Below are 18,687 nucleotides of genomic sequence, written 5' to 3' on the forward strand. Positions count from 1 at the left end.
TGAAGACATGAGGCACCACCTGCCGCTCGAACCGCCGGCAACAGGCGGACAACCCCGTGGAATGACTACAGCATAAGGCTTTGTGCATGTCCGAAGACACCTTTTACCCGCAAGCACAACGCGGTCTCCCCGGCCTGTTGCGTGCCTGGCTGACCCATGGAAGAGGCGACAGCCAGCGCCTGGCGGTATTGCTGGCCGATACGGCCCGCGTGGCGAAGCTGGGGCAGCCTGAGAGCAATCCGGAAGGCGAGCAGCTGGAACGCTGGGCCCATGACGGCGGCGCCCCACTGTGGGCTCCCAAGGCCGCCCTGTTCCTGCTGATGCAGATGCCGGTGCGCCCGCTGCCGCAGGATGAGGACGAGGCCTGCGCCTGGGCGTACTGCTGGATACGCATGCGTGAGCACGAAAGTCCGGATGCCGCACTCATGGCACTGCCCGACCACCTCAGAAAGCCGCTGGCCTGGCCCATGGAAAGCGCCTGGAAGGATCTGACCCACCAGCGCCTGATCTAGCGCTTGTCCCGGTCGTCCCTTGACACATGGGCGCATGCCCTTCCCCGCTACGACAACGACACCTTCCCCCGCCCCACCTCTGGCGCCCACCACCCGGCCACAAGCGTGGTGGGGCACTCCAGGCGAACCTCGTTGCCAGCCTGACTGGTACGGCTCGTCTCTGTGGGCACGACTCTCCTCCACATGCCTCCTCCTGCGTGTCTGCCTGACTCCTTCCCCAGGCGCCTCCTGCCGCCCTTTTACGTTTAATCACCGTTTCATGAAGCATGATAAACGCAGGGATTTCTGCACCTGCCGAGGAGTAAAGTGCTTTCAACCGTCCAAGAACGGTAATTCAACAAGAATCCGCTGGCCGAGTCGCCGAGACACAGTGACCGGCAAGCTTCTGGAGAGCTCTCAATGACCACCTCCCTGATTGTCGGACTGGATGGAACGCCGGGCGGCGACAGTGCCATCGCACACGCCAAGCGCGTCGCGACGCTGGTCGGCCCCGAAACCCGCATCATTCTCTGCTATGTCGTCGAATGGTCGCCCTACAGCTTCAACACGCCGGAAGAGAACGCCCAGCGTGCGAGTCGCCGTGAAAGCGAGATCAAGCTGGCACGCGAGCGCGTTCTCGCGCCTGCCATCACGGAGCTCGAGAAGGAGGGGTATCAGGTGGAAGGCCGCGTTCGTCACGGTGACGCCGCCGAGATCCTGAGCCTGCTGGCGCGGGAAGTGAATGCCGAGCAGATCATCGTCGGTCGCAAGGGGGAGAGCATGCGCTCTCGTATCTTCGGCAGCGTGACCGCGCATCTGATCCAGGAAGCCTCGGTCCCCGTCACCGTCGTGCCCTGATGGATGACGCCAGGCGTCCGCAGACTGATCCCACAACAATGACAACATGCTCCCGAGGTCCCTTCTCATGAGTCGATTCCGCTCCCTTGCCCCCTGGGCTGCTGCCATGGCAGCGCTCATGGCCGCAGGCTCTGCCCGTGCCGAAGGCATGGATCAGGCCATCAGTGACATCGTCGGGCCGATCGTCAATCCGATCGTCTCCACCATCTTCTATTCCGTGCCGGTGGCAGGCACCCAGTTCCCGCTGATCGTCGGCTGGCTGATCATCGCTGCCGTCGTCTTCACGCTCTATTTCGGCTTCGTGCAGTTCCGTCTGTTCGGGCATGCCGTGCGTCTGGTCAAGGGCGACTACACCGACCCGAAGGATGAAGGCGAGGTGTCCCACTTCCAGGCACTGGCCACCGCGCTTTCCGGCACGGTCGGGCTGGGCAACATCGCCGGTGTCGCGGTCGCCGTCTCGCTGGGGGGACCGGGCGCGACCTTCTGGATGATTCTGGCCGGCCTGCTCGGCATGGCCTCCAAGTTCTGCGAATGTACCCTTGGCGTGAAGTACCGCAACGTCAATGCCGATGGCTCCATCTCCGGCGGCCCGATGTACTACCTGTCCAAGGGCTTCGCGGAGAATGGCAAGGCCGGGCTTGGCAAGATCCTGGCGATCTTCTTCGCCATCTGCGCCATCGGCGGCTCCATCGGCGGCGGCAACATGTTCCAGGCCAACCAGTCCTATCAGCAGGCCGTCAACGTCACCGGCGGTGATGCCAGCTTCCTGATCGGCTACGGCTGGCTGTTCGGTCTCGTGATGGCCGCCATCGTCGGCATGGTCATCATCGGCGGCATCAAGTCCATCGCTCGCGTCACCGAGAAGCTGGTGCCGATGATGGCGGTCATCTACGTGATCGCGGCTCTCATCATTCTGGGCTTCAACTTCAGCGCGATTCCGGCGGCCTTCGGCGCCATCATCGAAGGTGCCTTCGCACCGGTCGCGGTCGGCGGCGGTATCGTCGGCGTACTGATCCAGGGCTTCAAGCGCGCCGCCTTTTCCAATGAAGCCGGTATCGGCTCCGCCGCCATCGCCCACTCTGCCGTGAAGACTTCCCAGCCGGCCACCGAAGGCATCGTCGCGCTGCTCGAACCGTTCATCGATACCGTCGTCATCTGCACCATGACCGCACTGGTCATCGTCATCACCGGCGCCTATCAGGTCGAAGGCCTCGGCGGCGTCCAGCTGACGTCCTACGCCTTCGAGACCGCCTTCCCGTGGTTCCCGTATGTGCTGGCGCTGGCGGTGCTGATGTTCGCCTTCTCCACCATGCTGTCCTGGTCCTACTACGGCCTGAAAGCCTGGACCTACCTGTTCGGTGAGAGCAAGGGTGCCGAGATCGTCTACAAGCTGATCTTCCTCGCCTTCGTGGTCATCGGCTCCTCCATGAGCCTCGGTCCGGTCATCGACTTCTCCGACGCCATGATCTTCGCCATGTCCATCGCCAACATCATCGGTCTCTACTACCTGATGCCGGTCGTGAAGCGCGAGCTGAGCCAGTACCTCGCCAAGCTGAAGTCCGGCGAGATCGCCCCGATCGACAAGGAGACCAAGCGCCAGAACGCGTGACACCTCTCCCTCTCAGGCGGGTCTGACGCAGTCGTCACCCGCCGCATGACCCAAAGCCTCTGCCCTTCGGCAGGGGCTTTTTCGTTGTCGATCATGCAATTCCGTCACCAGGACGGCGGAAACCACCCAAGTCGCATTGCCGCGGCGCAGCGCAATGGGTAGGGTGTGGCGCTCACTGGCCGAACTGGCCGGAATTCGTTTCAACGAGGACGTCTCATGCTCGCTTCCATGCACGCCATGGTGCTGCGCAACCCCGGCCCGGATGCCGACTTCGAATGCACGCAATGCCCACTGCCGGAACCCGGCCCCGGACAGGTGCGCATTCGCGTCGCCGCTTCCAGCGTCAACCCGCTCGATCTCAAGCTGGCCAGCGGGCAGGTCGCCCTTCTCCCCCCCGAACCCTGCATCCTGCATGGTGATGTCGCCGGCATCGTCGATGCCGTCGGAGACGATGTGCTGACCTTCTCACCGGGCGATGAAGTGCTCGGATTTGCCGGGGGTGTCGCGTCTCACCCCGGGGCGCTGGCGGATTACATGATCGCCGATGAGCGTCTGATCACCCGCAAGCCCCGCCGCCTGAGCTTCATGGAAGCCGCGGCATTGCCTGCAGTGTTCATCACCGCCTGGCAGGCGCTGGTGGAACGTGGCCAGCTGGAGGCGGGGCAACGCGTACTGATTCACGGCGGCGCCGGCGGTGTCGGTCATGTCGCACTGCAGATCGCCCGATGCATCGGTGCGGAAGTCGCCACGACCGTCTCCACGGATGACAAGGCGCAGCTGGCACGTGCCTGTGGCGCGGACCACGTCATTCGCTACCGCGAGGAAGCGGTGGCCGACTACGTGGAGCGCCTGACGGCTGGCCAGGGCTTTGATCTGGTCTTCGATTGCGTCGGGGGTGACAACCTGGCCGCCAGCTTCGCCGCCAGCAGGCTGGGCGGGCGCATCGTGACCATCAATGCGCGCACCACGGTAGATCTCTCGCCGCTGCATGCCGGTAGTCGCAGCCTGGAAGTGCTGTCGATCCTGCTACCGCTCAGCGCCGGCATCGGTCACGAGCAGCAGCGTCAGGCACTGGGCAAGCTGGTGGAACTGGTCGAGGAAGGCGAGTTCAAGGTGCGCCTGGACGAGCGCCAGTTCGACTTCCGTGAAGTCGCCGAGGCACACCGACATCAGGCCTCCGGCAAGGCACTGGGCAAGATCTCCCTGCTGCGCCGCCAGTTCTGGGACGCCACTTGATGACAGCGGTACTGCATGGGGAGCTTGGCCTGCAGCTGCTCAAGCTGCTGATTTCGGTCGCGGTGGTGATCGGCCTGTCGTTGATCGCGGAGCGTCTCTCGACGCGCATGGCCGGGCTGCTGTCCGGCTATCCGCTCGGCACGGCCATCACGCTGGGCTTCATCGGGGTCGAGATTTCCCCCGAATTCGCCGGTGAGAGTGCCATCTACACGCTGGCCGGATTCTCCTCGACCCTCGCCCTGGGGGTCGGCTACTGGCTATGCGGGCGTGCAGAGGGGCTGCGCGGTGTCATCAACGGTACTCTGGGTGGCCTGCTGGGCTGGCTGGCGGCCAGCGTGATCCTGGCGCAGTTCGAGTTCACCCGCGTCAGCGGCGTGATCGTGACGCTGATCGCCATCATGCTGTGCATGCGCCTGTACCGCGACGTACCGGAAACCCGCAGTCGCAAGACCCCGTTCTCGTGGCCTTCGCTGCTGGCGCGTGCGGGCCTCGCGGCCGGCATCGTGTTCGGCATCACCGCGCTGGCCCATCTGTTGCCACCGTCCTGGGCCGGGCTGGTGGCGGCCTTCCCTGTCACCATGTATCCGCTGTTGATCATTCTGCATCTGACTCAGGGGACGGCCGCTGTCGCCACCGTGATCAAGCACTACCCGGCGGGCCTTGGTTCGCTGCTGTGCTATTCACTGGTGGTCTCGCTCAGCTACCCGAGCATGGGGGTCGCGGCGGGCACCCTGCTGGGGTTCGTGATCGCGACGGCATGGCTGGGCGTGTTCACACCGCTGCAACGACGACTAGCCGCACGGCGTACAGCCAGCGTCTGAGCTTCCTGATAGGCTGAAAAGCCCGCAAGGACGCACAGGAGCGATGACATGTACTTCAAGACGCTGGAGCCGGCCTTCTTCGATACCGATGCCCTCGGACATATCAACAACACGCGCCTGCCGGCCTGGTTCGAGTGGGCGCGCAATGACCTGTTCCGCGTCTTCGTGCCGGATCTCGACCCGCGCAAATGGCCGCTGATCATGGCGCGCATCGAGGTCGACTTTCTCGCCGAGCTGCAATACGGCCAGGATGTCGAGATTCGCACCTGGCTGTCGCGGCTTGGCGGCAGCTCCTTCACCGTGACCCAGGAAGCCTGGCAGCGCGGTATCTGCGGGGCGCGTGGCCACTGCGTGCTGGTGCAGTTCGATCATCACGCCAAGCAATCGCAGCGCATCGAAGGCGAGCTGCGCACGACCCTGCTCTCCCACCTGCACGAACACACTGACAGCGCCGAGCTGGATCTCGCTGCCCTGCGCGAGAAGGCCCGCGCGCTCGGCACGCACAGCACGGCGCCCGCCGGGAGCGTACCGGCATGACACCCGCGCTCAAGCTGCTCAAGGGCAAGCCTCACCGTACCCTGGAATATGCCCATGACCCTCGGGCGCCTGCGTATGGCGAAGAGGCTGCCCAGGCGCTGGGGCTTGAGCCGGCACGGGTCTTCAAGACACTCGTCTGTCAGCTGGAAGGCAGCAGTGCTCGCCAGTCGCTGGTGGTTGCCGTGGTGCCCGTCACCGGCACGCTGAACCTCAAGGCCCTGGCGCGTGCCTGCCATGCCCGCAAGGCAGCCCTGGCCCCCCACGAGGCCGCCGAGCGCGCCACCGGCTATGTGGTCGGCGGCATCAGTCCACTGGGCCAGAAGAAGCGGCTGCCGCTGTGGGTGGACGACAGCGCCGAGGGGGTGAAGGAGATGTTCATCAGCGGTGGACGCCGAGGACTGGAGATCGGTCTCGCTCCCGCGCTACTGTGTGAACTGGGCAATGGGCAGTTCGCGCCGCTGGCGCGTGAGGACTGAGGCTCTCGCCACCTGTCACCCTGACGCTCCCTGCCGCCACGCCAGCGAGGAGGCCCGATGGGCATTCGCTACAGCAAGTGGATCTATCCGGACATGACCGAGCTGCATGCGCAGGTCGAGGCCTCGCTGGAGCAGTGGTTCGGCGAGCGCTTCGCCGACTACCCGCACATCAGCTTGCCGGGCCTTGACCCCTACGATTATGATGACTGGTTCAATCGTCTGGCCCCGGAGCTGATGGCGCGCGGCAGTGACTACTGCGAGCGCGAGTGGCATGGCTATGTGCCGAGCCCCCAGCAGCTCAACCAGGCGTTCTTCCGGGCCGTCTCCCGGTCCAACAAGTGTGTGCTGGAGCCTGACTGCAAGCATGGTGATCCTGACCAATCATAGTCCCGACGCGCGTGAGCTCGAGATCATCGAGCGCCAGCTCGGGCGCAAGCCGCGCGGCATCCAGGCCGTGGCCGCCACCGATGGCGAGGGCACCCCGCTGGTGCTGCGCATGCATTCGCTGGTGGATGGCAAGCCCTTCCCGACCCTCTACTGGCTGTGCGACGAGCGCCTCAAGATCTCGCTGTCACGCATCGAGGCCGAAGGCGTGATCAAGGAGCTGGAAGAGAGCCTCAAGACCGACGAGGAACTGCTGGCGCGCTATCGTGCCAGTCATGAAGCCTATGTCGCCGAGCGCTGGAGCTTCATGAGCGAGGCCGAGCGCAGCGCCATCGAGTCCCAGGGCTTCGCTGAGCTGATGCGTGAGCGTGGCGTCGGCGGCATCCGCGACTGGAATCAGGTGCGCTGCCTGCACACCCAGTACGCCCAGCATCTCGCCTATGCCGAGGGCAATGCCATCGGGCACTGGGTCGATGCCAACTACGACGTGCTATCCGAGCTGCCCTGAGCCCTGCCTGCGATCTAGCCGACACTCAGTCCCTCGAGCAGAGGCCGTCGGCCAGGAGGCACAAGACGAAGAAGCCCGCCAATTGGCGGGCTTCTTGCGTCGTGCAGGGGGCGTTTCGGCTTACAGCGAGTGCGCGAACACCAAGGCGATGCACAGCGGGCAGATCAGGCGCACGTACCACGGCCAGATCTTCCAGAACAGGCTGGACTCGATGTCCGGCGCCCCGCTCTGGATCTCCTTGAGCAGCGCATGGCGCGACATTGCCCAGCCGACCAGCAGACACATCACCAGCGCGACCAGTGGCTGGCTGTACTGGGTGGTCAACATGATCACCAGACCGAACAGCGCCCCGAAGTTGGCGGCGATGGTCAGACTGATGGCCATGATGGCGGCCCCGACGGCCAGGGTGGCGGCACGCCGTCCCAGCCAGCCACGCTCGACCACGTAGGATACCGGCACTTCCAGCATCGAGATGGAGGAGGTGATGCCCGCCACGCTCATCAGCGCGAAGAACGCCACCATCAAGACGTCTCCCGCGCCACCCATCTGTCCGAACAGCGCGGGCAACGTATCGAACAGCAGCGTGTCGGAGCTCTTGAGCAGGCCGTCGGCATCGAAGATCTCGACGCCCAGATGACGCGCGGCATACATGGCCGGAATCACCAGCAGGCCGGCCAGGAAGGCGATGCCGACGTCGATCAGCGTCACCAGCACGCCGAGACGCGGCAGGTTCTGCTCCGGCCCCAGATAGGAGCCGTAGATCAGCATTGCCCCCACGCCGAGCGACAGCGAGAAGAATGCCTGGCCCATCGCGCTCAGCATCAGGTCAGCATCGAAGATGCGATCCCACTGCGGGGTGAGATAGACACTCAGGCCTTCATCGGCGCCCGGCAGGGTCAGCACGTAGCCGATCAACCCCACCAGCAGGGCCAGCAGCAGCGGCATCAGACGTGTGGACCACTTCTCGATCCCGCCGCGCACGCCACCGACCACGATCGCCATGGTCAGGGCGAGGAAGACCGCCGTCAGCGAGACATTGCGCGTGAAGTCGAAGGTGGTCAGCCAGCTGGCGGCGGACGACATGCCCAGCGCCGCGCTGACCGGCGCGGCGGTATAGCCCAGCAGCCAGCCCGCGACGATGGCGTAGAAGGCCAGGATCAGGCTGGCGGTCAGCATGCCCGCCCAGCCCGCCAGCGCGCCGAAGCGCTTGGTGATGCCGCGCCCCAGACTCATGCTGGTGACGATATTGGCCTGACCATGCCGCCCGATGACCAGCTCGGCCATCAACGCCGGCCACGCCAGCAGGAAGGCCAGCACCAGATACATCACCACGAAGGCCCCGCCTCCGTTGTTGGCGGTCTGGGACGGAAAGCCCCAGACGTTGCCAAGCCCTACTGCCGAACCAGCGGCGGCCATCAAGAAGCCCAGCCGACTGGCGAAGCGTCCGCGCACCTGCGCCATCTGTCTCTCCTGCCTTGTTGTCCCGCGCCCGCCGTCAGGACGTCGCGTCATGTTGGAGTGCACCCCGATGAAAAGGCTCATGGGCGTCAGCGCCCGCCAGCCGTCGCCTGCGGGGGCGGCAAGGGTAGCAGAGCAGGCCCGTGAATGCAGGTACCACGCCGAGCATGCTCTCTCACTCTGCAAGGCAAGGTTGCGCCAAGGCGTCATGGCCCCGCCGCACAACTCGGGTAGGATGGAGACCACGACATTCTGGCGTGGCACTCGACCTTGCGTGCCACAACACACTTTCAGGAGAGCAACATGCATCGCATCTGTATCTATCTGGGTTCCCGCGAGGGGGCCTCCCCGCATCACCGCCAGCAGGCCGAGGCACTGGGGACCGCGATCGCCGAACGTGGCTGGGGACTGGTCTATGGAGGAGCACGTGCCGGACTGATGGGCGCTTTGGCAGATGCCGCGCTGGCCGCAGGCGGTGAGGTGGTCGGCGTGATCCCGCAGGCGCTGTTGCGCAACGAGAAGGCACACACCGGGCTGACTCGGCTGATCGAAGTGGCGGACATGCATGAGCGCAAGGCGCAGATGGCCGCGCTGGCGGATGGTTTCGTGACCCTGCCGGGCGGGATCGGCACGCTGGAGGAGCTGTTCGAGACCTGGACCTGGCAATACCTGCGCTTTCACGCCAAGCCGATCGCCGTCCTCGACAGTGACGGCTTCTACGCGCCGCTGCTGGAATTTCTGGATCGCACCGTCGAGGCGGGCTTCCTCGACGCGGATACTCGCGCCCGTCTGATCAGCGAACGCGAGATCACTCCCCTGCTTGACCGCCTGGCCCCCTCGTCAGGCGAGCAGGCCTGAAGCAAGCAGCATGGGTCAAGCCTCCATGACGGGGTGTCGTGCACCGGCCTGATCGCGACAGGCCGGCTCCCCGAGATAGCGACTGCGCTTGCTGGCAGTGATGCGCCGGATATCGACCATCACCAGCCCATCGATGCAGTAGCCGAAATCGGCATCGACACTGAAGTCGAGGAAGCGAGTGCCGCCGGGCTCGGTGACCTCGGCGTACTGCTTGTAGAGGGTCGGCACCGTCACGCCCATCGCGTCCAGCTGGGCGCGCAGGCGACGGAAATCACCCTCGGCATCCTGACCATCGAACAGACGCTCCGCCTCATGGGCGGCACTGCCCGGTGCACTCTGCGCGACCGGTGCCCGTGCACGTGCCAGCCCCTCCTCATCCCCGTAGTAGTGGCGGTAATAGCTGACGATCAACGCCCGAGCAGCCTCCGGGTAGCTGTTGGAGAGCGTGACCGGGCCGAACAGCCAGCGAATCTCGGGGTGACGGCGCAGATAGGCACCCAGCCCCTGCCACAGGTAATCAAGACTGCGGCGCCCCCAATAGCGTGGCTGCACGAAGCTGCGCCCCAGCTCCAGGCCCTCCTGCATATGCGCGAACATCTCCGGCGTGAAGCGGAACAGGGTCGGACTGTAGAGCCCCTTCTCGCCATGCGCCGCCATGATCTTGCCCACCTCACCGATGCGATAGGCCCCGGCGATCTCGAGATCGGCGTCATCCCACAGCACCAGATGACGGTAATGCGCGTCGTAACGGTCGATGTCACGACGCTCTCCCGTCCCTTCGCCGACGCGGCGGAAGCTCAACTCGCGCAGCCGACCGATCTCGCGCATCACGCTGGAACCGGGAAAGGCATCGAACAGGTAGATCTTCTTGCCGTCGCGGGTCTCACCCAGCAGCTCACACGGCGTCAGTTCCTCACGCAGCGCCTGGCGCTCCTCCGGATGACCGATGGCCTTCTCGGTCACGAACAGCCCGCGCTTGCCGCGTCCGATGCGATAGAGATGCTTGCGCAGCAGGCGTGTCTTGGCATTGGTGCTCAGGGCATCACTGTCGAGACGCGCCAGCGGAATCAGTTCCCCGATGCGCAGCTTGAGCTGACGTTCGCGCTGGCGAAACATCTCGTGGGCCAGCAGCGGCGTGCCGAGGCCACGGTTGATCGATGACAGGGTGTAGAAGAGCGTCGAGTTGCGACCACTGACGTGAATCGGCAGTACCGGCGCGTTGGTCTTGCGCGCGAAATGCAGGAAGCCCGACAGCCACTTGCCGTCACGCGGCCCGGTCGGCCCTGCGCGCGAGACCTCTCCGGCCGGGAAGATGATGACGGCCTCTTCATTCATCAGTGCCTCGCAGATCTGGGTGCTGCTCCTGCGATACCCACGGCGACTGAGGTTGTCCAGCGGCAGCAGCAAGGGCGCCAGCGGCTCGACCTTCATCAGGATGTCGTTGGCGACGATCTTCACGTCACGGCGCACTTCGCCGACCAGCTTGAGCAGCGCGAGGCCGTCCAGCGAGCCCAGCGGGTGGTTGGCGACGATCACCACTCGCCCGTAGGCAGGGATGTTCTCGCGCTCCCGCGAGGAGACGGAGTAGGCGAAGGAGAAGTGATCGAGCACACGGTCGATGAAGTCGAAACCGCGCAGACCGGCATACTCGGCGAGGAAGGCATTGATCTCGCTCTCGTGAACCAGACGCCGCAGCAGCGCCAGCGCCGGGCGACGAATCAGAGGGTGGCGCCTGGCAAAGGCGGGATACTTGGCGGCGATGACACGGGCGGTATCGATCATGCTCACTCCTTTGCGCAACGCGGTGCGTCACTCGCAGTCTGAAACAGAGGCTTGATATCACGTCAGAATCGCGCCACTTCATGACAGGTGCGTCACAGTCCCCGTACAGTGAGATGACAGACATCCGTCTGAGGACGGAGCGATCACAGCAAGGCAGCCACGGTTGCCAAGCCAAGGAGATAGCGAATGTATGCGATAGCCGTCGAGAACGAGGCGCTGGTCTGGCAGGAAACCGAGGCCCCTTCAGGTATCGCCTCGGACGAGGTGCGTATCCAGGTGGCCTGGGCCGGCGTCAACCGCGCGGATCTGATGCAGCGCGCCGGGCAGTATCCGCCCCCGGCCGCGGAAAGCGAGATTCTCGGTCTCGAGGTCAGCGGCACCATCCTCGAGGTAGGCAGACACGTGGAACGCTTCCAGGTGGGGGACCCGGTCTGCGCCCTGCTGGCAGGCGGAGGCTATGCCGAAGAGGTGGTGGTCAATGCCCTGCAGGTACTGCCGGTGCCGGAGGGCTACGGCCTGCGTGAGGCGGCTGCCCTGCCGGAGATGTTCGCCACCGCCTGGCTGAACCTGTTCATCGAGGGCAACCTCAAGCACAAGGAACGCGTCCTGCTGCACGCCGGGGCCAGCGGTATCGGCACCACTGCCATCCAGCTGTGCGGCCTGTTCGGCCATCCCTGCTTCGTGATCGTCGGCAGTCAGGAGAAGCTGGACACCTGCCTGCGGCTGGGGGCCGATGCCGGCTGGAATCGCCACGATGGCAGTTTCGTCGATGCCGTGAACGAATGGGGCGGCGCTGACATGATTCTCGACCCGGTCGGCGGCGGCTACCTGTCAGGCAATCAGCAGGTCCTGAATCAGGATGGCCGCATGGTATTGATCGGCCTGATGGGCGGACGCATGGACGAGCTGGATCTGGGGCGCATGCTGATGAAGCGCCAGCGGTTGATCGGCTCGACCCTGCGTTCCCGCTCGCCCAAGGGCAAGGGCATGGTGCTGGATGCACTCTATGTCCACGTCTGGCCACGCCTGGCGCGAGGCGAGATACGTCCGCATATCGACAAGAGCTGGCCGATCCAGGACGCCGAGGCTGCGCATGCCTATGTGCAGGACAACGCCAGCACTGGCAAGGTGCTGCTGGCGGTAAGCGGGGCCTGAGTCCGTCGTCGACTGGCAGAACGCAAGAAGGCAGCCCGATGGGCTGCCTTCTGCAGGGGCTTTCACGCCGGTCATCTTTCGCCGGGCTGAACGCTCAGTCGTTGCGCTCGATGGCCTGGGCCTTCTGCCAGGTCAGTTGCAGCAGACGGGCATCATCTCCAGCGCGATGGCGCTGGATGCCGCCTTCGGCGATCACGGCTTCCTTGAGCTCGGCCCAGCGATTCAGCTGCTCCTCATCCAGCAGCCGGCGCAGCGCTTCCAGCCGGAAATGCGGCAGCATGCCGGCATGATGGAACAGCAACGACAACCAGGTATTGTCGTAGCCCCAGCTATCGCTGTACGCGATACGTGTCTCGCTCAGCTCATCATTGATCCACTGCGCCACTTCCCGCACCGGGCGACCTTCACGTGCCAATCGGGCGCGTGAAATACCATGCAACAACTCAGCCTTGGGGTCCCAGTGCACCCACTCTTCCAGCGGCTGGATGAGGAAGGCACAGCTGCTGCCATCGGTACGCGCCAGACCGATCTCGATCGGGTAGCTGCCGCGGCCAAAGCCGGAGGCTTCAATATCGAGCAGAATAGGCAGCGTCACACGCGTCTCCCACGGTATCTTAGGCAGCCAAGGACCAGGCAAGAAGGGGTTGAATGTCTTCAGGTTACGGGAATTGCCCCCCGTTTGGCGAGTCCTGCTCATCCGGTGGGCATCAGAAGAGACGGAGACGACAGCGCCCTCACGAGGAGGGCGCTGTCAGAGGAGGCGATCGACGACGGCAGCAGCCGTCGGATTGGCTCAGTGGAGGGCGGCGTCGTCACCGCTGCGTGCATGCGCTTCCCAGTGCTCCGCCTTGTGCGGGCAGACCGCCAGCCCCAGCGAGCCTTCACGATAGGCACGTGCCAGGCGCTGCGCGGCAAGCGCATGATGACGCTCTGCCGCACGTGCATACCAGGTCACGGCCTTGGCCGGGTCACTCTGGTATTGCGCGCAGCCATGCTCGTAGATGCACCCTGCCTGGTACTGGGCATGGATGTCACCCGCCTGTGCCGCCTTGACGACGAAACGGGCACCCTTGGCCTTTTCCTGCGCCGAACTGCCGCGCTGGAACAGCATGTGGCCGTACAATGACAGCGCACCGGTATGACCGGCCTTGGCGCAGTGATTGAACAGACGCATGGTCAGACGATGCTTCTGCTGAGAGCCGGAAAGCCAGGAGGCGTGGAACAGACGCTCCGCCAGGCGGTATTTCAGTCCGGTCATCAGGGTTGAGGCCTGCGGCATGACGAGTAACCTTGAAACAGATAAGAGGGATGACGCCGTATCTGGCCCTTTCCTGAGCCTGCGACGCTGTTCTCCTTGCCAACGCTGTCAGTTTGCCCATGCGGGCGGCCTCGCGAGGCTGCTCCCCTGACAACGGGGCGCCAAGCATACTCGCGCAATCAGGGGGACTCAAGCCCGCCTTGTGGGTTTTTGTTACGCTGCTAATATGTGCGCCGTCCCACGAGTGAAACCGCCGCCGTACCTGCCCTGACACACGCAGGCGACGCACGCTCGCCTTACCCGCTTTTGCCAACCACCCGACAGGGGAATCCTGCATGCAACGTAGAGCTCTAGGCCGCACCGGCATTGACGTGAGTCTGCTGTGCCTTGGCACCATGACCTTTGGTGAGCAGAACAGCGAAGCCGATGCCCACCAGCAGCTGGATCGTGCGCTCGATGCCGGCATCGACTTCATCGATACCGCCGAGATGTACCCTGTCCCGCCCAATGGCGAGACCCAGGGCCGCACCGAGCAGTACATCGGCAGCTGGCTGGCCGCACGCGGCAACCGTGACCAGGTCAAGATCGCCACCAAGGTCACCGGCCCGGGCATGGACTACCTCCGCGGTGGTTCACGCCTGACCCGCGAGCAGATCATCGCCGCCTGTGACGACAACCTGCGCCGTCTGGGCACCGATTACATCGACCTCTATCAGCTGCATTGGCCGGATCGCAAGACCAACTTCTTCGGCAAGCTGGGTTACCAGCCGGTGGAAGACGAGGACATGACGCCGCTGGAAGAAAGCCTCTCCGCCCTTGGCGAACTGGTCACCGCGGGCAAGATTCGCGCCGTGGGTCTGTCCAACGAGACGCCCTGGGGCGTGATGCAGTGCCTGAATCTGGCCGAGCGCCTGAATCTGCCGCGCGTCGCCAGCGTCCAGAATCCCTACAATCTGGTCAACCGCAGCTTTGAGGTCGGGCTGGCCGAGTTCGCGCACCGCGAAGATGTGGGCCTGCTCGCCTATTCGCCGCTGGCCTTCGGCACCCTGTCCGGCAAGTATCTGGATGGCGCCCGTCCGGAAGGCGCGCGTCTGACCCTGTTCGAGCGCTTCCAGCGCTACAACGCGGAGCCGGCCCAGCACGTCATCGCCTGCTACGTGGATATCGCACGCCGTCATGGCCTGAACCCGGCGCAGATGGCACTCGCCTTCGTCAACACGCGTCCGTTCCTGACCAGCAACATCATCGGTGCCACCACCATGCTGCAGCTGGAGAGCAACATCAAAAGCCTCGAGGTGGAACTGAGCGACGAGGTGCTGGCCGAGATCGAGATGATCCACAACACCGCGCCGAACCCCTGCCCCTGATCTGTCCCTGACGCGCAACCCGACAGGCCGGTCGTGATGACCGGCCTGTTCGTCTCCAAGGAAACCCCATGAATCCCGCTGAACTGAGCATGATTCTCATGGCCGTGGCCGCCGGTGCCATGATGCCGATCCAGGCCGGCGTCAATTCCACGCTGGCCCTGCAGACCCACAGTTCGCTCATGGCCGCCATGGTCAGCTTCGTGATCGGCTCGATCGCCCTGATCGGTATCGTGCTGGCCATGCGATTGCCCATGCCGGGTATTGGTGCCCTGAAAGCGGCTCCCTGGTGGAGCTGGACCGGTGGTCTGCTGGGGGCCTTCTTCGTGGCAGCCAGCGTGATCCTGGTACCCAAGCTGGGCGCGGCCACCATGATGGCCACCTTCCTGGCGGGCCAGCTGACGGCTTCGGTCGTTCTGGATCACTTCGGTTGGGCAACCTTCCCGCAGCATGATCTCTCGCTGGGGCGCGTGGCGGGCGTGCTGTTGCTGTTCGCTGGCGTCTTCCTGATCCGACGCTATTGATGCCTTTGGCGTCACGCATCGCAATCTATGGCCCCGATAGTCCCGACGGACTCGGGGCCATCTTGTCTGCCTGATATACTGAGACCTTTCCCCTGTCAGGAGGTCTTCATGCTGAGTGTGATTTCGCCCGCCAAGTCGCTGGATTTCGACAGCGCCCCCGTGACCTCCCGTCATACCCAACCCGACTTTCTTGATCAGGCTCAGCCACTGATCGATATCCTGCGCGAGCAATCACCGCAGGACATCGCAAGCCTCATGAAGCTTTCCGACAAGCTGGCCGGCCTCAATGCCGCTCGCTTTCAGGAATGGCAGCCCCCCTTCACGCCAGACAACGCCAAGCAGGCGGTACTGGCCTTTCAGGGAGATGTCTATCAGGGCATGGCGGCAGAAACGTTCAGCGAGGAAGAATTCGAGCGCGCGCAACACAGGCTGCGCATTCTCTCCGGCCTCTACGGGCTACTGCGCCCGCTGGATCTCATCCAGCCGTATCGCCTGGAGATGGGCACCCGCCTGAGCAACCCGGCCGGCAAGGACCTCTACGCCTACTGGCGCAAGACGCTGACGCCGGCACTGGAGCAGGCCGTCGAAGACAGTGGCACGCCAATACTGGTCAATCTGGCCTCCAACGAGTACTTCAAGGCCATCGACGCCAAGGCATTCCGCCACCGTATCGTGACGCCGGTCTTCAAGGACGAGAAGAATGGTCAGTCCAAGATCATCAGCTTCTACGCCAAGCGTGCACGCGGCCTGATGAGCGCCTGGATGCTCAAGCACGATATCGAGACGGCCGAGGACCTCAAGGACTTCGATGTGGCCGGTTACCGCTTCTCCAATGCCGCCTCAGAGGGCGATACGCTGGTCTTCACGCGCAGTGAAGCCGACGCGGCGCGCGCCTGACGCGCGCCCTGCAGGTCGCCCTTGCAGGTCGCCCTGCGACTCACCCACCCAACCCGGGGAACGCCAGGTGCTCTCCTGCCCGGGGTTTGAGATAACGGCGATGAATATCGCCGAAAAGGACGTGATCCGCGCTTCCAAGCCATTCGTAAGCCACCATCTCGGCGCTGACGATACTGGCCCCCGCCGCCTCGCAGCGGGTCACTCCCAATGCTGCCTCACGCGGGCGGCGACTGGCGACACCATCAGCTACCAGCGCCACTCGATACCCCGCACCGCATAGTGACAGCACGGTCTGCATCACGCAGACATGCGCCTCGGCACCACATACCACCAGTTGATCACATCCGCTCTGCTCCAGCGCCTTTCGAAAATCCTGCGCCTCCAGCGCGCTGAAGCTGCGCTTGGTGAAGCAGCGGGTTCGCTCGCTCAGCAAGTGTGTCATGGGAGCGCTTTCGCCCAGCTTGTCCGGACAGTGCTCCGTCAGCCACACGGGAATTTCCAGCGCCTGGGCGATGCCGCCCAGCCAGATGGCACTGTTGATGGCTTCGGTTCCGCCACTCAGTACCGGCATCAGGCGGGCCTGAAAGTCGATCAGCAACAACAATGACCGCCTCGCCATCAGGTGTTGAGACTTTTCGTCGTCCATTGGTCCTCCCACGTCGATTCTAGGGCTAGAATGGGGCTTCCACTTACACGCTAGCGCATCCAAGGAGATCCCACATGCGCCATCTGTTCATCATGCTGATGGTCGGCTTGCTCGGCTTCGGTCTGAGCGTCGAACACGCGGAGGCCAAGCGCCTCGGCGGCGGCAAGAGTTTCGGTAGCTACTCACGATCCGCTGACAGCGGAAAATCCTCCAGCTCACTGTTTGGCAGCAACAAGGCCACCAACAGCAGCACTGCAGCGAAGTCCAAGCCCTCCAGCGGTCTGTCCAAGTTTGCCGGTCCGCTGGCAGGTCTGCTGGCAGGTGGTCTGCTGGCGTCGCTGTTCTTCGGTGGCGCCTTCGATGGTCTGCGCATGACAGACTTCCTGATCATCGCGGTGATCGCCTTCATCGCCTTCAAGTTCCTGAGCGCGCGCAAGAAGGCCGCCATGGCGAGCGGCGGGCCGGCAGGCAGCGGTAGCGCCTCCCCCCGTCACGATGATCAGCCACGTAATGTGCAGGCACGTGAAGCGCACCAGGAGCAGGGCGAGTCGCTGGCGCCTGCTGGCGGTATCGGTGCAGGGCTGGGCGGCGGAGCTCCCGTCAGTGAGCCTGCCTGGTTCGACAAGGAACAGTTCCTCGGTGGTGCCAAGGAGCACTTCATGACCCTGCAACGCGCCTGGGACAACAATGACCTGCCGCGCATCCAGGAATACGTGACGCCGGAGCTCTACAACATGCTGCGCGAAGAACGCGCTCAGCAGCCAGCCAACAACCGTACCGAAGTCGTGCGTCTGTTCGCTGAACTGGGCAGCGTGCAGGAAATCGGCAAGCAGGCGGAAGCGACAGTGCTGTTCCACGGCGTGCTCGACGAGAATGGCGAGCAGAACGAGTTCAACGAGACCTGGCACCTGGTCCGTGAGCTACGCGATGGTGCAGACTGGTACATTCAGGGTATCGAGCAGAACAGCTAAACAGCTCCTCCCTCCCTGATGCGGTCTTCACACTGAGGACTCCATCAGATACCAGAGCGGCCGGATGATCACTCATCCGGCCGCTTTTTCATGCCTGCAAGGCAAGGAGCCAGACGGCAGACATAAAAAAACCGGCCACTGGGGAAGTGGCCGGCGGACTGGCTGCTCGACTGCAAGGCAGGAGTGCCATATCTCAAAAAGTCTGCTGATGGGATAGCACAGACAAGTTTCTAAGCAAGGGAACGTCGAAACTCACCTACTCAGAGTCTGGCATGACGCTTTAGTTCACCCTGATGAAGAAAAAGTCGAGCAACTCCGAGGTGCGCAACCCGCGACGCTTGACGCTCGATAAAGAGAAGCCGCCATAGCACTTCCTCCGCTCTCGGAAACAACGGACTCATGCGAGCCTCACGGCGCTCACGTGCATCACCCCGACAGTCGACACGATGTGAATACCCCAAGGAATCGTACAGCGAGGTTTCCACACCCTCTTGCTCTCTTGCTCTCTTGCCCCCTGCGACTCCCTGGAACTCTGCTCCCCGTCTACGGCTTCCCCTGGCAAGCACGACGCAGTCCTTCCTTTGTCTCTCTTCTCTTTCGTGCCACTTTTTCCGCGCACAAATAGAACCGCCCCTGCAGCAAGGCTGCAGGGGCGGTTCGGGATAAGTGCCTGACGATGACCTACTCTCACATGGAGAAACTCCACACTACCATCGGCGCTAAGCGGTTTCACTTCCGAGTTCGGCATGGGATCGGGTGGTTCACGCTCGCTATGGTCGTCAGGCGAAACGGTGGCATCTTGCGATGCCTGAGTCTCGAGGCTTGTGGCCTCGCGACTCGCAATATGAATCATG

19 protein-coding genes, 1 rRNA gene and 1 pseudogene are annotated in these 18,687 nt (G+C 63.8%); 15 read left to right on the plus strand and 6 right to left on the minus strand.

The features are described 5' to 3' along the window. Positions 1–86: 86 nt before the first annotated feature. The 9 genes and pseudogenes from AC26AR_RS15510 to AC26AR_RS15550 all read left to right on the plus strand — a co-directional run bounded on the left by AC26AR_RS15510 (position 87) and on the right by AC26AR_RS15550 (position 6,920). Positions 87–512, plus strand: a complete 426-nt coding sequence (locus tag AC26AR_RS15510) for a hypothetical protein (protein WP_077373572.1) — start codon at positions 87–89, stop codon at positions 510–512. Positions 513–911: 399 nt separating this feature from the next. Continuing rightward, complete coding sequence (locus AC26AR_RS15515) at positions 912–1,349, plus strand: universal stress protein (RefSeq protein ID WP_077373569.1); 438 nt, start codon at positions 912–914, stop codon at positions 1,347–1,349. Positions 1,350–1,416: 67 nt separating this feature from the next. Then, complete coding sequence (locus tag AC26AR_RS15520) at positions 1,417–2,958, plus strand: alanine/glycine:cation symporter family protein (RefSeq protein ID WP_077373566.1); 1,542 nt, start codon at positions 1,417–1,419, stop codon at positions 2,956–2,958. 216 nt (positions 2,959–3,174) lie between these two features. Then, positions 3,175–4,194, plus strand: a complete 1,020-nt coding sequence (locus AC26AR_RS15525; protein WP_205700551.1) for a zinc-binding dehydrogenase — start codon at positions 3,175–3,177, stop codon at positions 4,192–4,194. Further along, entirely contained in the window at positions 4,194–5,015 is an 822-nt protein-coding gene (locus AC26AR_RS15530; RefSeq protein WP_488107299.1) for a hypothetical protein, read from the plus strand. Before AC26AR_RS15525 ends, AC26AR_RS15530 begins: the two co-directional genes overlap by 1 nt. A gap of 48 nt (positions 5,016–5,063) precedes the next feature. Continuing rightward, positions 5,064–5,453 (plus strand): annotated as a pseudogene (locus AC26AR_RS15535) (acyl-CoA thioesterase); the annotation flags it as partial. A 95-nt stretch (positions 5,454–5,548) separates the two neighbouring features. Continuing rightward, positions 5,549–6,028 (plus strand): aminoacyl-tRNA deacylase, encoded by a 480-nt coding sequence (locus tag AC26AR_RS15540; protein WP_488107300.1) that lies wholly within the window; start codon positions 5,549–5,551, stop codon positions 6,026–6,028. A gap of 57 nt (positions 6,029–6,085) precedes the next feature. Continuing rightward, the gene (locus AC26AR_RS15545; protein WP_488107301.1) at positions 6,086–6,415 is read left to right on the plus strand and encodes a hypothetical protein; all 330 of its coding nucleotides are present in this window, start codon (positions 6,086–6,088) and stop codon (positions 6,413–6,415) included. Next, positions 6,393–6,920: a DUF501 domain-containing protein gene (locus tag AC26AR_RS15550; protein WP_077373551.1), complete on the plus strand. Its 528-nt coding sequence runs from the start codon at positions 6,393–6,395 to the stop codon at positions 6,918–6,920. Before AC26AR_RS15545 ends, AC26AR_RS15550 begins: the two co-directional genes overlap by 23 nt. Before the next feature lie 120 nt (positions 6,921–7,040). Here the strand turns inward: AC26AR_RS15550 and AC26AR_RS15555 are convergent, their stop codons facing one another. Then, positions 7,041–8,381, minus strand: a complete 1,341-nt coding sequence (locus tag AC26AR_RS15555) for a sodium-dependent transporter (protein WP_488107302.1) — start codon at positions 8,379–8,381, stop codon at positions 7,041–7,043. Positions 8,382–8,681: 300 nt separating this feature from the next. Between AC26AR_RS15555 and AC26AR_RS15560 the strand changes: the two genes are divergently transcribed. After that, positions 8,682–9,236 (plus strand): LOG family protein, encoded by a 555-nt coding sequence (locus AC26AR_RS15560; protein ID WP_488107303.1) that lies wholly within the window; start codon positions 8,682–8,684, stop codon positions 9,234–9,236. A 15-nt stretch (positions 9,237–9,251) separates the two neighbouring features. Here AC26AR_RS15560 and olsF read toward each other — a convergent pair whose 3' ends face one another. Continuing rightward, on the minus strand, positions 9,252–11,018 hold the full coding sequence (gene olsF / locus AC26AR_RS15565; protein ID WP_488107304.1) for a bifunctional ornithine lipid synthase OlsF: 1,767 nt from the start codon (positions 11,016–11,018) through the stop codon (positions 9,252–9,254). A gap of 186 nt (positions 11,019–11,204) precedes the next feature. On the opposite strand from olsF, the gene AC26AR_RS15570 reads away from it, so the two are divergent. Next, entirely contained in the window at positions 11,205–12,173 is a 969-nt protein-coding gene (locus AC26AR_RS15570) for an NAD(P)H-quinone oxidoreductase (protein ID WP_488107305.1), read from the plus strand. Positions 12,174–12,267: 94 nt separating this feature from the next. Here the strand turns inward: AC26AR_RS15570 and AC26AR_RS15575 are convergent, their stop codons facing one another. Continuing rightward, positions 12,268–12,768 carry a 3'-5' exonuclease gene (locus tag AC26AR_RS15575; protein ID WP_077373537.1) on the minus strand — a complete coding sequence of 167 codons (501 nt, stop codon included), beginning with the start codon at positions 12,766–12,768 and terminating at the stop codon, positions 12,268–12,270. Positions 12,769–12,966: 198 nt separating this feature from the next. Continuing rightward, positions 12,967–13,452 (minus strand): tetratricopeptide repeat protein, encoded by a 486-nt coding sequence (locus AC26AR_RS15580; RefSeq protein ID WP_176504118.1) that lies wholly within the window; start codon positions 13,450–13,452, stop codon positions 12,967–12,969. A gap of 314 nt (positions 13,453–13,766) precedes the next feature. On the opposite strand from AC26AR_RS15580, the gene AC26AR_RS15585 reads away from it, so the two are divergent. The 3 genes from AC26AR_RS15585 to yaaA all read left to right on the plus strand — a co-directional run bounded on the left by AC26AR_RS15585 (position 13,767) and on the right by yaaA (position 16,216). Beyond that, positions 13,767–14,798 carry an NADP(H)-dependent aldo-keto reductase gene (locus AC26AR_RS15585; RefSeq protein ID WP_077373531.1) on the plus strand — a complete coding sequence of 344 codons (1,032 nt, stop codon included), beginning with the start codon at positions 13,767–13,769 and terminating at the stop codon, positions 14,796–14,798. 68 nt (positions 14,799–14,866) lie between these two features. Next, complete coding sequence (locus AC26AR_RS15590; RefSeq protein WP_077373528.1) at positions 14,867–15,319, plus strand: DMT family transporter; 453 nt, start codon at positions 14,867–14,869, stop codon at positions 15,317–15,319. Positions 15,320–15,427: 108 nt separating this feature from the next. After that, positions 15,428–16,216, plus strand: coding sequence for a peroxide stress protein YaaA (gene yaaA / locus AC26AR_RS15595; protein WP_077373525.1), 789 nt, complete (start codon positions 15,428–15,430; stop codon positions 16,214–16,216). 40 nt (positions 16,217–16,256) lie between these two features. Here the strand turns inward: yaaA and AC26AR_RS15600 are convergent, their stop codons facing one another. Beyond that, a complete protein-coding gene (locus tag AC26AR_RS15600; RefSeq protein ID WP_240704374.1) occupies positions 16,257–16,862 on the minus strand; it encodes an isochorismatase family protein in 606 nt (201 codons plus the stop codon). A gap of 74 nt (positions 16,863–16,936) precedes the next feature. On the opposite strand from AC26AR_RS15600, the gene AC26AR_RS15605 reads away from it, so the two are divergent. Further along, positions 16,937–17,833, plus strand: coding sequence for a Tim44 domain-containing protein (locus tag AC26AR_RS15605; RefSeq protein WP_077373522.1), 897 nt, complete (start codon positions 16,937–16,939; stop codon positions 17,831–17,833). Between the two features lie 668 nt (positions 17,834–18,501). Here the strand turns inward: AC26AR_RS15605 and rrf are convergent. After that, a 5S ribosomal RNA gene (rrf, locus tag AC26AR_RS15610) occupies positions 18,502–18,617 on the minus strand. Positions 18,618–18,687 lie beyond the last annotated feature (70 nt).

This window comes from Cobetia sp. PS-4MA (assembly GCF_057670765.1).

Bases quoted from the DNA above. Each gene is read 5' to 3' on its own strand.
- AC26AR_RS15525 (WP_205700551.1), top strand. From the start codon at position 3,175: ATGCTCGCTTCCATGCACGCCATGGTGCTGCGCAACCCCGGCCCGGAT.
- AC26AR_RS15590 (WP_077373528.1), top strand. From the start codon at position 14,867: ATGAATCCCGCTGAACTGAGCATGATTCTCATGGCCGTGGCCGCCGGT.
- AC26AR_RS15540 (WP_488107300.1), top strand. From the start codon at position 5,549: ATGACACCCGCGCTCAAGCTGCTCAAGGGCAAGCCTCACCGTACCCTG.
- AC26AR_RS15580 (WP_176504118.1), bottom strand. From the start codon at position 13,452: ATGCCGCAGGCCTCAACCCTGATGACCGGACTGAAATACCGCCTGGCG.
- AC26AR_RS15600 (WP_240704374.1), bottom strand. From the start codon at position 16,862: ATGGACGACGAAAAGTCTCAACACCTGATGGCGAGGCGGTCATTGTTG.
- AC26AR_RS15510 (WP_077373572.1), top strand. From the start codon at position 87: ATGTCCGAAGACACCTTTTACCCGCAAGCACAACGCGGTCTCCCCGGC.
- AC26AR_RS15515 (WP_077373569.1), top strand. From the start codon at position 912: ATGACCACCTCCCTGATTGTCGGACTGGATGGAACGCCGGGCGGCGAC.
- AC26AR_RS15570 (WP_488107305.1), top strand. From the start codon at position 11,205: ATGTATGCGATAGCCGTCGAGAACGAGGCGCTGGTCTGGCAGGAAACC.
- AC26AR_RS15530 (WP_488107299.1), top strand. From the start codon at position 4,194: ATGACAGCGGTACTGCATGGGGAGCTTGGCCTGCAGCTGCTCAAGCTG.
- olsF (WP_488107304.1), bottom strand. From the start codon at position 11,018: ATGATCGATACCGCCCGTGTCATCGCCGCCAAGTATCCCGCCTTTGCC.
- AC26AR_RS15560 (WP_488107303.1), top strand. From the start codon at position 8,682: ATGCATCGCATCTGTATCTATCTGGGTTCCCGCGAGGGGGCCTCCCCG.
- AC26AR_RS15550 (WP_077373551.1), top strand. From the start codon at position 6,393: ATGGTGATCCTGACCAATCATAGTCCCGACGCGCGTGAGCTCGAGATC.
- AC26AR_RS15520 (WP_077373566.1), top strand. From the start codon at position 1,417: ATGAGTCGATTCCGCTCCCTTGCCCCCTGGGCTGCTGCCATGGCAGCG.
- AC26AR_RS15605 (WP_077373522.1), top strand. From the start codon at position 16,937: ATGCGCCATCTGTTCATCATGCTGATGGTCGGCTTGCTCGGCTTCGGT.
- AC26AR_RS15585 (WP_077373531.1), top strand. From the start codon at position 13,767: ATGCAACGTAGAGCTCTAGGCCGCACCGGCATTGACGTGAGTCTGCTG.
- AC26AR_RS15555 (WP_488107302.1), bottom strand. From the start codon at position 8,381: ATGGCGCAGGTGCGCGGACGCTTCGCCAGTCGGCTGGGCTTCTTGATG.
- AC26AR_RS15545 (WP_488107301.1), top strand. From the start codon at position 6,086: ATGGGCATTCGCTACAGCAAGTGGATCTATCCGGACATGACCGAGCTG.
- yaaA (WP_077373525.1), top strand. From the start codon at position 15,428: ATGCTGAGTGTGATTTCGCCCGCCAAGTCGCTGGATTTCGACAGCGCC.